General features: G+C 38.2%; 8 protein-coding genes. 7 read left to right on the top strand and 1 reads right to left on the bottom strand.

Going from position 1 to position 11711, the window contains the following annotated elements; genetic code table 11:
- Positions 1–24 precede the first annotated feature (24 nt).
- Entirely contained in the window at positions 25–903 is an 879-nt protein-coding gene (gene ilvY / locus B0X80_RS09790; protein WP_077339886.1) for an HTH-type transcriptional activator IlvY, read from the top strand.
- A 16-nt stretch (positions 904–919) separates the two neighbouring features.
- Here the strand turns inward: ilvY and B0X80_RS09785 are convergent, their stop codons facing one another.
- Positions 920–2446 (bottom strand): YifB family Mg chelatase-like AAA ATPase, encoded by a 1527-nt coding sequence (locus B0X80_RS09785; RefSeq protein WP_077339884.1) that lies wholly within the window; start codon positions 2444–2446, stop codon positions 920–922.
- Between the two features lie 562 nt (positions 2447–3008).
- Here B0X80_RS09785 and ilvG point away from each other — a divergent pair.
- The 6 genes from ilvG (at position 3009) to B0X80_RS09755 (ending at position 11656) form a co-directional block, all read left to right on the top strand.
- The gene (ilvG, locus tag B0X80_RS09780) at positions 3009–4673 is read left to right on the top strand and encodes an acetolactate synthase 2 catalytic subunit (RefSeq protein ID WP_077339882.1); all 1665 of its coding nucleotides are present in this window, start codon (positions 3009–3011) and stop codon (positions 4671–4673) included.
- Positions 4674–4913, top strand: a complete 240-nt coding sequence (ilvM, locus tag B0X80_RS09775; protein ID WP_077339880.1) for an acetolactate synthase 2 small subunit — start codon at positions 4674–4676, stop codon at positions 4911–4913.
- Positions 4914–5030: 117 nt separating this feature from the next.
- Positions 5031–6887, top strand: a complete 1857-nt coding sequence (gene ilvD, locus B0X80_RS09770; RefSeq protein ID WP_077339878.1) for a dihydroxy-acid dehydratase — start codon at positions 5031–5033, stop codon at positions 6885–6887.
- Positions 6887–8443 (top strand): threonine ammonia-lyase, biosynthetic, encoded by a 1557-nt coding sequence (ilvA, locus tag B0X80_RS09765; protein WP_077339876.1) that lies wholly within the window; start codon positions 6887–6889, stop codon positions 8441–8443. Before ilvD ends, ilvA begins: the two co-directional genes overlap by 1 nt.
- A gap of 115 nt (positions 8444–8558) precedes the next feature.
- Positions 8559–10016: a DUF418 domain-containing protein gene (locus tag B0X80_RS20575; RefSeq protein WP_077339874.1), complete on the top strand. Its 1458-nt coding sequence runs from the start codon at positions 8559–8561 to the stop codon at positions 10014–10016.
- Between the two features lie 392 nt (positions 10017–10408).
- Positions 10409–11656, top strand: a complete 1248-nt coding sequence (locus tag B0X80_RS09755) for a GGDEF domain-containing response regulator (RefSeq protein ID WP_077339873.1) — start codon at positions 10409–10411, stop codon at positions 11654–11656.
- The last annotated feature ends 55 nt before the right edge of the window (positions 11657–11711 follow it).

Here is an 11711-nt window from a genome sequence, read left to right as displayed (position 1 = left end):
ATGTCATATTATTTTGAGGGTAAGATGGATATTAAATCGCTGAAAATGTTTAGCCACTTAGCTAAAAGTTTGCACTTCGGTAAAACAGCTGAAGCCTATCATGTTAGTCCATCAACCCTGAGTCGATCTATTCAGCGTATTGAAACTGAAATTGGCTGTGATGTTTTACACCGCGATAACCGCACAGTTGTACTCACCGAAGCAGGTAAACAACTGCAAAATTATGCTGAACAACAAATTGAACAATGGCATTTACTTACCTTATCGTTAGAGCAAAAACAAACTACACTCAAAGGAAAAATTCATATTTACTGTTCAGTTACCGCGGCATACAGTCATTTACCGCCTCTACTTGATAAGTTTCGTGAACAAAATCCGTTAGTAGAAATTATGCTAACCACAGGTGATGCTTCCGACGCATTTGAGCAACTTGAACATCAAGCGGTTGATATTGCCATTGCGGCAAAGCCTGAAAGTCTCACGCGTATTTTCCACTTTGATCAAGTAGCGCGTATTCCGTTATCGATCATAGCCCCCACCATGAGCTGTAAAGTACAGCAGTTGCTTCAAGAAGATATTTTATCGTGGTCAAATATTCCAATTATCTTGCCCGAACATGGCCCAGCCCGAAAACGGTTTGAATATTGGTATCGTAAGAAACAACAAGGTAAGCCAAACATTTACGCAACGGTTTCAGGACATGAAGCCTTGGTGAGTATGGTCGCCTTAGGTTGTGGTGTGGGTATAGTGCCGCAAGTGGTTGTAGAGAATAGTCCGGTAAAAGACCGAGTACAGTACTTGCCTAACGCGGGCGAGATTGAACCGTTCGAACTAGGCATATGTTGTTTAAATCAAAACAAAGAACAACCTCTAGTTAAAGCATTCTTTGATACTTTGCTGTAATACTTATTTCGTCAATCTAAACACTCACTTGTTGCGTTAAGTGTTTTATTATTCGGTCCATTGCTCGGTATGACAAGGCCTCTGTAATATGTGAATTATTAATATTTTCCATGCCTTCCATATCAGCTAGCGTACGCGCTATTTTTAAAATTTTATGATGAGCTCTTGTCGACAGGCCTAACTTTTCAACAGCTAGCTCTAAAAATTCGTTATCTTGCGTATTTAATTTACAATACTGACGAACTTCTGCACTGCCTAAATGTGCATTGGCAATACCTTGGCGAGCAATTTGTACGTCACGACACAAAGCAACTCGCGCTCGAATCGTTTCGCTTGATTCACTTTTTTGTTCATTTTGAGCCCACATACCTCGTGGTAAACGCGCTACTTCAATTTGAATATCAATGCGATCTAAAAATGGACCTGATAAACGATTTAGGTAACGTAACACTTGTTCAGGTGTACTGCGGTTGTCGTTATAAAATCCTGTAGGGCTTGGGTTCATTGCCGCAATCAACTGAAATTTTGCAGGAAATGTTTGTTTTTGCAGAGCTCTTGAAATGCACACTTCACCTGACTCCATTGGCTCTCTAAGTACATCTAACACTTTTCTTTCAAATTCTGGCAGTTCGTCTAAAAATAAAACGCCATTATGAGCTAAAGAGATCTCACCCGGTTGAGGTTGGCTGCCACCGCCTACTAATGCCGCTGACGATGCTGTGTGATGTGGCGCTCGAAAAGGCCTTGTTAACCAAGAGCTATCATCAATATTTTGATGACATATCGATTGAATAGAAGCAGCTTCTAGCGCTTCTTTCTCTGTCATGGGTGGCAAAATACCAGGCAATCGACTCGCTAACATAGTTTTTCCTGTGCCCGGCGGCCCCACAAAAAGTAGATTATGAGCGCCACTGGCTGCGATCTCTAATGCCCTTTTGGCTAATGGCTGGCCAATAACATCAGCCATATCAAGTGCAGTTTTTACTGATTGGGCACAAGCAAACTCTTTTTCTTCAACCAAAGGTAATGTAATTTGACGAGAAAAATGTGGGTAAAGCTGTGTTAAGTGATCTATCGCGTGAATTTTTGCTTGTTTAACCCAACTGGCTTGCTCCGCGTTTGCTTTAGGAATAATTAAAGTGCGTTTACTTTCACAACTTGCCATCGCCATAGGAATTTCACCGATAATAGATCGTAACTCGCCCGACAACGATAGCTCACCAGCAAATTCATAATCAGATAAATCAACAGCGGGCAATTGCTCTGAAGCAGCAAGAATACCTATCGCGATAGGCAAATCAAAACGGCCACCTTCTTTGGGTAAATCTGCTGGTGCTAAATTTATGGTGATTCTTTTGGCCGGAAACTCGTAACCACAATTAATAATAGCACTGCGCACACGATCTTTAGATTCTCGAACCGATGTTTCAGGGAGGCCAACAATATTAAAAGCGGGTAAACCATTAGCTAAATGTACTTCAACGGTAACCAAAGGTGATTCAAGACCAAAACGAGCACGGCTATAAACACAAGCAAGCGACATACAAAATCCTTTTTTATTATTCTGTTCTGGATCCAGTTTACTCATTTAACAAAAAAGCAACAACAATTGTTTGATATTTACTCTTTCAATGTATTTTTATATCTCTTAAAAAAGCGCTAGTTTGGAAAGGCCATATAACAGATCAACCAGTGAGTATTTCAAAAAGCTCTAATTAAAAGCTTGCTCAAAGCCATTAAGCTATGGTACTAATTTAAATAGGCTGCTTTATTTCGTAAAGAAATGCATAAACAATTATTCAAGAAAATTAACCAAAAATGCAAAAACTAAACTCAGTGATTATTAACCTTCTCGTCGTGGTGATTATTATTAAATCGTCGCAGGGGTTTTCGTTGAGCTAAAATAAAGCAACACACAGATAAACAGACCCTCGCTTCGAAAGAACCGGGGGTCTTTATCGTTTAAGAGTTATCAATATAATGCTCATTAAACGTAAAATAACCTTTAATTCAAACTAACACTGGAGAATGCTATTCAAACAATATTCACTTAAATTTCTTTTAACAGATCAGCAAGTGGATACTATTTGAATAGATTAAAAAACATGGCTAGCGATCAAAAGCACACAGGTGGTTCATTATTATTTGCCGTTTTACAAGAGCACGGTGTAAAGCACGTATTTGGTTACCCTGGTGGTGCCATCATGCCCATTTACGATGCTTTGTATGACAGCGAAGTTGAACATTATTTATGTAGGCATGAACAAGGTGCTGCATTTGCTGCCGTTGGTTATGCAAGAGCATCTGATAAAGTGGGGGTTTGTATGGCAACCTCTGGCCCTGGTGCTACTAACCTGATTACAGGTCTTGCTGATGCCTTAGCAGATTCAATTCCTATTGTAGCAATTACAGGCCAAGTACCTACAGCCGCTATGGGCTCTGATGCATTCCAAGAAATCGATGTATTTGGTTTATCGCTTGCGTGTACTAAACACTCTTTCCAAGTTACTGATATTAATGATTTAGCTTCTGTACTCCATCAAGCATTTGCTATCGCACTTGAAGGTCGACAAGGTCCAGTTTTAGTTGATATTCCTAAAGATATTCAATTGGCTGAAATCAATTGTAGTCTTGATGATTTATCGCAATTACCCAACAAAGTAAAACTTCCTCCAGTAGATGTTACTAACGCTATCAGCTTATTAAGCAAAGCTAAAAAGCCTATTTTATACGTAGGTGGTGGTGTTGGTATGGCAAACGCCATTGATGAATTACGTGAGTTTTGTAACAAAACAGGGATGCCATGTGTATCAACCCTGAAAGGTTTAGGGGCAATTGATCCTGAAAACGAGAATTACTTAGGCATGCTAGGTATGCATGGTACTAAGGCTTCAAACCTTGCTGTACAAGAGTCAGATTTATTAGTTGTGGTAGGTGCTCGTTTTGATGACCGTGTAACTGGTAAGCTTGATGAGTTTGCACCTAATGCTAAAGTTATTCATTTTGATATAGATACCGCAGAAATCAACAAACGTCGTAAAGCTGATGCAGCAATATTAGGTGATTTAAAGATTAACCTACCTGCATTAGCTATACCATTATCAATTGCAGACTGGCAGAAACGATGTCAACAAAGTAAAGCTGATAATGGTTGGAGATATGATCACCCCGGTGAAAAGATTTACGCACCAGCAGTTTTAAAAGAAATTAGCGACACTATGCCTAAAAACACTTGTGTAACTACGGATGTTGGCCAGCACCAAATGTGGGCCGCACAACACATGTTATTTAACGACCCAAGTGACTTTTTAACCAGTGGTGGTATGGGCACAATGGGTTTTGGCTTACCTGCTGCTATTGGTGCACAAGTTAGTCGACCTACAGACTGTGTTATTGCTGTCTCGGGTGACGGTTCATTTATGATGAACGTACAAGAATTAGCAACCATTAAACGCTTCCAATTGCCTGTAAAAATATTACTCATCGATAACGCTAAGTTAGGTATGGTAAGACAATGGCAAGACCTATTCTTTAATGGTCGCTTAAGCGAAACTGATTTATCAGATAACCCTGATTTTATTATGTTAGCTAATGCTTTTGATATTAAAGCAAAAGAAATCACTAAGAAAAGTGAAGTAACGGCTGCTGTAGCTGAAATGTTAGATCACGATGGTGCTTACTTATTAAAAATTAAAATTGATGCAGAAGATAATGTTTGGCCACTTGTACCGCCTAATACAGCCAACGACAAAATGATGGAGAGCATATAGATGAATAATTACCAATTAACCATCACCGTTGATGACAAACAAGTTGTATTAGAACGCATTTTACAAGTAACTCGCTACCGTGGATTTTTGATTGATGGTATTAGTGCTGATGTGAACACAGGCACAAACATAGGTACAATCCACTTAATGGTAAAAAGTGAACGTCCTATTGAGTTACTTGTTGATCAAATTAATAAATTAATCGATATAAAAAGCGTCAGTGTTGACAATAATACGTAATAAATACTGAACCTTAATAGTAACTCACTACAGAAACATTACATCATTTACAAAGCTTATATGAAGAAATATAAACTTTAAAAATACCTTACGATAGATACAATTGGATACAAAATTATGCCTAAATTAAGATCTGCAACTTCGACTCAAGGCCGTAATATGGCTGGCGCTCGTGCGCTTTGGCGTGCAACTGGGATGACTGATGGTGATTTCGGAAAACCAATTATTGCTGTTGTTAACTCATTTACACAATTTGTTCCGGGTCATGTACATTTAAAAGACATGGGACAACTTGTTGCTGGCGCTATTGAAGAAGCCGGTGGTGTTGCCAAAGAATTTAATACCATTGCCGTTGATGACGGTATTGCTATGGGTCACAGTGGCATGCTTTACAGCTTACCATCACGTGACTTAATTGCTGATTCAGTTGAATACATGGTAAATGCCCATTGTGCTGATGCTATGGTGTGTATATCAAACTGTGACAAAATAACTCCTGGCATGCTAATGGCAGCAATGCGTTTAAACATCCCAGTAATTTTTGTTTCTGGTGGCCCTATGGAAGCAGGTAAAACAAAGCTTTCAGATCAAATCATCAAACTCGATTTAGTTGATGCCATGATCCAAGGTGCAGATCCAAAAGTATCTAACGAGCAATCTGATCAAGTAGAACGCTCAGCTTGTCCAACGTGTGGTTCTTGTTCAGGTATGTTCACAGCAAACTCAATGAACTGTTTAGCAGAAGCATTAGGTTTAGCTTTACCGGGTAACGGTTCAATGCTGGCAACACATGCTGACCGTGAACAATTATTTTTAAAAGCGGGCAAACAAATTGTTGAACTAACAAAACGTTATTACCAAGATAACGACGAGTCTGCATTACCTCGTAATATTGCTAACAAAGATTCGTTCTCAAACGCTATGTGTTTAGATATTGCTATGGGTGGTTCAACCAATACTATCTTACATTTATTAGCGACAGCTCAAGAAGCAGAAATAGATTACACCATGGAAGACATGGATAAACTGTCTCGCCTCGTTCCACAGTTATGTAAAGTTGCACCGTCGACCCCTAAATATCATATGGAAGATGTGCATCGCGCTGGTGGTGTAATTGCTATTTTAGGTGAATTATCACGCGCAGGATTACTAAAAACAGATGTCCCAAATATTTTAGGTACTTCACTTGCTGATGTTATCGCTAAATACGACATTAAAGTCACTGACGATGAAGATGTTAAAAAATTCTACCGCGCAGGTCCTGCTGGCATTCGTACCACGAAAGCATTTAGTCAAGATTGTCGTTGGGATACATTAGATGAAGACAGAGAAAATGGCTGTATTCGTAGTATTGAACACGCCTTTTCTACCGAAGGTGGTTTAGCCGTACTTTCAGGCAATATTGCTGTTGATGGTTGTGTTGTTAAAACCGCAGGTGTTTCTGACGATAACTTAGTATTTACTGGTCCTGCACATATTTTTGAAAGCCAAGATGCAGCAGTAGCGGGTATTTTAGATGGTAAAGTTGTTGCTGGCGAAGTGGTTGTTATTCGTTATGAAGGTCCTAAAGGCGGTCCAGGTATGCAAGAAATGCTATACCCAACCACTTACTTAAAATCGATGGGATTAGGTAAAGCCTGTGCCTTATTAACTGATGGTCGCTTCTCTGGCGGTACTTCAGGTTTATCTATTGGACATGTATCGCCTGAAGCAGCTGATGGTGGCACTATCGCATTAGTTGAGCAAGGCGATATCATTCATATTGATATTCCTACCCGCCAAATTACTTTACAAGTATCTGAAACTGAGCTTGAAACACGTCGCGCGGCTATGAACGCTAAAGGCAAAGGCGCTTGGAAACCTGTTGATCGTGTTCGTCCAATCAGCTACGCATTGAAAAACTACGCAATGTTAGCAACAAGTGCTGATAAAGGCGCAGTGCGTAACAGAGCATTACTTGACGGGGAAGAATAATGACGCAGGCATTTGCTAATAAAACCCAAAGTGAAATCGGCTTAGAATACCTACGTCGAATTTTATTAGCGCCTGTGTATGATGTTGCTGTTGAAACTGATTTAACGCCATTAACCAAGTTGTCTACTCGTTTAAATAATACGATTTATTTAAAACGTGAAGATCAGCAACCTGTTCATTCTTTTAAATTAAGAGGCGCTTATAACAAGCTTTCTCATTTATCAGAAGAACAAAGTATTCATGGTGTTATTGCCGCTTCAGCGGGTAACCATGCTCAAGGCCTAGCACTTGCTGCACATAAGCTAGGCATCAAAGCGACCATAGTCATGCCAATTACCACACCAGATATTAAAGTGGATAATGTGCGTCGTTTTGGTGCAGAAGTGCGTTTGATAGGTAAAAGCTTCAACGAAGCTCAACTCGCTTCACAGCAATTTTCCATTGACGAAAAAAAAACAGTTATTCATCCTTTTGATGATCCTGATGTTATTGCTGGACAAGGCACCGTAGCCAAAGAGTTACTACAACAACTATCTAAAATAGATGTTGTTTTTATACCTGTTGGCGGTGGTGGTCTACTTGCCGGTATGGCTGTTTACTTAAAACAGTTAAAGCCTAGTATCAAAGTCATTGGCGTTGAAGCTGAAGATTCTGCCTGTTTAAAAGTCGCGATGGAAGCAGGTGAACCTACCGACCTAGAGCAAGTAGGATTATTTGCTGATGGTGTTGCTGTAAAACGTATTGGTGAGCATACTTTTAAGCTAATTCAACAATATTGCGACGACGTTATTACGGTAACAACCGACGAAATATGCGCTTCAATCAAAGACATTTTTGAACAAACGCGCGTAATTGCCGAACCCGCAGGGGCTTTATCGTTAGCAGGTATTACTAAATACTGTAAAACAAGCCAAGGAAACGAGAACCTAGTTGCTATTTTGTCAGGCGCTAACATGAACTTTCATAGTTTGCGTTATGTATCTGAACGTTGTGAACTAGGTGAGCAAAAAGAAGCCGTTTTTGCTGTGGCAATCCCTGAAGAAAAAGGCAGTTTTAAAAACTTTTGCAAGGCGATTGGTGGTAAAGTGATTACCGAATTTAACTATCGGTATGTCGAGTCTGATCAAAGCAAAACTCATGCAAACATATTTGTGGGTGTTCGTTTAGGGGGAGAACCTGATGAACGCCAGCAGCTATCTGCAGATTTAAACCAAAAAGGTTATAACGTTACTGACTTAACAGAAAACGAACTCGCTAAATTACATGTGCGATACATGATAGGTGGTTTATCAACACCACCTTTACAAGAACGTATCTTTAGATTTGAATTTCCAGAATATCCGGGAGCTCTTGAAAAATTTTTAGAAACCCTTGGTGAACATTGGAATATTACGCTATTTCATTATCGTAATCATGGTGCAGCGTTTGGACAAGTGCTTGCGGGCTTTTCAGTAGCTAACGATAGCCAAGATGCTTTTTTTCAACATATCGAAGCATTAGGCTATGAATGCCAAGAAGAAACGAACAACGAAGCGTATAAAGCTTTTCTGAGTTAAAAGGACTAAAGATCAAGAACTAAAGCCACTAAATCTAGTGGCTTTTTACATTTTATTCTTTTAACTTATCGTCAGATTAGTTTATTGTATGGAAAAAGAATAAGGATCATTCAGAATGCAAGTTAGTCCAGACAATAGCCAAATCACCACCTCCCCTCAAGAAACATTACCTATACAACCATTAGAAAAAAATAAACGTATTGATGCATTAGATATTCTGCGTGGCTTATGTTTAGTTGGTATTTTACTAATGAATATTGAATGGTTTAACCGTGCAATAATTTCATTAGGTGGCCAAGACACATCACTCACAGGCGTAGATCACGCTGTCGGTTGGTTGATCCGTTGTTTTGTTGAAGGCAAGTTTTATAAGTTATTTGCGCTTATTTTTGGCATGGGCTTCGCTGTTATGCTACTGCGTGCTAAAGAAATGGATCGTCCATTTGGTGCATGGTTCTCTCGTCGTATGTTTGTACTTTTGCTCATAGGTATCGCCCACATGATATTTATATGGGGTGGCGATATTTTACATGACTATGCTTTCGCAGGTTTTATTTTATTACTTTTAGTACGAAAGAAAAAATCACAAGAGCCTAAGTCTTATCTTAAGTTAGGGTTAACTTGGTTAATTGTGCCAATTTTTCTGACCAGTTTAGCGGGCATTATATTTGGCACCGTATTCAACGATGCAAAGTTTCAAGAAATGTGGAAAAGTGAACTTGATATTTATACGCTGGTTGAACAAAAATTTTCTAGTAAAAGTGAAATGGATAGTACTACATCAACAGAAATAACGAATGAAACAACTATTAAACCTGCCGAAAAAACTGAACATGTAGAACTTACAGATGAAGAAATAACAGCAGAAACAATTGCCACAGCCATACAAGACCGCTTAGATGCACAAGCAGATATTGATAAAGAAAACAGAGCATTTACAGAAGGTAGCTACTGGGAAGCAACTCAATATAGAATAAGTTTTTCTGGCGTTATGCTCATGTTTTCACCACTTATCACCTTAGCGGTGCTGATCCCAATATTCATTTTAGGTTTTTGGTTGGTTATTTCCAAAACAATCACGCAACACCAGCAACATCAAACTTTTTTCAAAACGTTAGCGCGAGTGGGTCTACTTGCAGGTATTCCGTTAAATGTTGCTAGCCTTTTAATTATTCAACATCCTGCTGCGAGCATCTCTTTTGTATTGTTAGGTGCAGGAGAAATACTCTTTTATATTGCGCAACTAACTCTGGCCGCAGGATATTTAGGGTTGGTAGTTTTTGCGTTGAATAAACAAAAATGGCAACGTATATTATCGGTATTTGCACCTATGGGACAAATGGCGTTAACTAACTACCTTATGCATTCAGTTATCTTAACCAGTATTTTTTATGGCTATGCAGGTGGACAATATGGTGAAATTTCACGTGCGCCACAAATGCTGCTTGTTTTTGGAATTATTACAGGCCAACTCGTTTTTTCAAAATGGTGGTTGAGCCACTACCGCTTTGGGCCAATGGAATGGTTATGGCGCAGTTTAACCTATAAAAAAATACAACCGATGAAAGTATAAAAATTCAAGTTTAATTGCCAACATTTCATATCGTATATCTTGTGCAAAAAACACTTAAAAAATACTTAAAGATGATATTATTACCTTAATTTTCAATATAAATATTATGCCAAAACAAGTGGAAAATTTTATTTAACCTGAACTTTGGTTAACGGGTTTTATAATGTTTTGATTTATAATAAATATTTATAAAAAGCACTTAGTATACCTTGAGTTTTTATAAGACAATTAAGCTCAGTGATGAAACTTAAGAGTATATCAAAGCATTTTTGCGTACCAATAACGGGTTATTGGAAGTAAAAAAACGCAGATAGGCGCTTAAATAGCGTTACTGAGTAAAATAGCTTAACCAGAGTTCAGGTTATTTATTTACGTAAAAACATAGGATTATTGTGTCTCCCAAATTACTCGTTATTGAAGACAGTTCATCTATAGCCAAAGTTATTGAACGTATAGGGCTTTCGTTAGGCTACCAAGTTACTATTGCTAAATCGTTCGCACAAGTTAAAAGTATTCTTGCAACTAACCCCAAGTTTTTTGCTGCAACCGTGGATGTATCTTTACCTGATGCCCCTAATGGTGAAGCTATCCCTTATGTTTTACAACATAAAATACCGAGTATCGTGATGACAGGTAGAATGGATGATGCAACACGTAAAAAAATTCTTAACTTACCTGTTATTGACTACATAACTAAAGAAAATGCACAGGCTTATCATTACCTATTACGTGTTTTACACAATCAACTCACCAACAAAAACATTAGCGTTTTAGTCGTCGACGATTCCTTAACATCAAGAAATCATACCGCGCAACTATTAAAGCGTCGAAACTTTACTGTTCATATAGCCGTTGACGGTGCCAACGCCTTAAAAATATTACACAGCAACCCAGAAATTAAAATTGTTGTTACCGATCATGAAATGCCAGGCATGAGTGGTATTGAGCTTCTACAAAAAATAAGAAGGCAGTATTCAAATAATGAGCTTATTGTTATTGGTATTTCAGGTACCAGAAAAGATATTAATTCAGCCCGATTTATTAAAAATGGCGCAGACGACTTTTTACAAAAACCTTTATGTCCTGAAGAGTTTTATTGTCGCATTATGCAGCATATTGAAAAATTTCAATATTTAGAAAAGATTAAACTCGCTGCAAATCAAGACTACTTAACCGAGTTATTAAACCATAGACATTTTATGAGTACAGTAGGCGAAGCACTAGAATTTTCTTTAGATGATTTAAGTACAAATATTTTGGCTGTGATCGACATCGATAACTTTAAAAGCATTAACGAAAAACATGGTAGCGCCATGGGAGATAAAATATTAATTGAGTTATCTAAATTACTTAAACAACACTTTAAAGGTCAAGTTATCGCTCGATTAGGTGGTGATGAATTTGCGGTATTCATTTCAGCTGAAAGTGTCGAAAATGGCAAAGATCAATTACTTAATTTACAACAAGCCGTTAGCCAATTTAATGTGCAATTACAAGATGAACAAACACGTTTTAGCATTAGTATTGGAACAACAACGATGAACACAGAAAACTCACTTGAATCCCTCATTAAAATAGCGAACAACGCCTTAAAACAAGCGAAAAAAAAAGGTCGTAACACGCTTATTTTAGAACAATAATTCACTAACGACTCAGTATTAATATAAAACTTCCATATAATTGATAGGACATCAG

Source organism: Pseudocolwellia agarivorans, from assembly GCF_002000085.1.
Classification (GTDB): domain Bacteria; phylum Pseudomonadota; class Gammaproteobacteria; order Enterobacterales; family Alteromonadaceae; genus Pseudocolwellia; species Pseudocolwellia agarivorans.
Note: the sequence above shows the minus strand (reverse complement) of the source record. Positions and strands in the feature narration are given on the sequence as shown.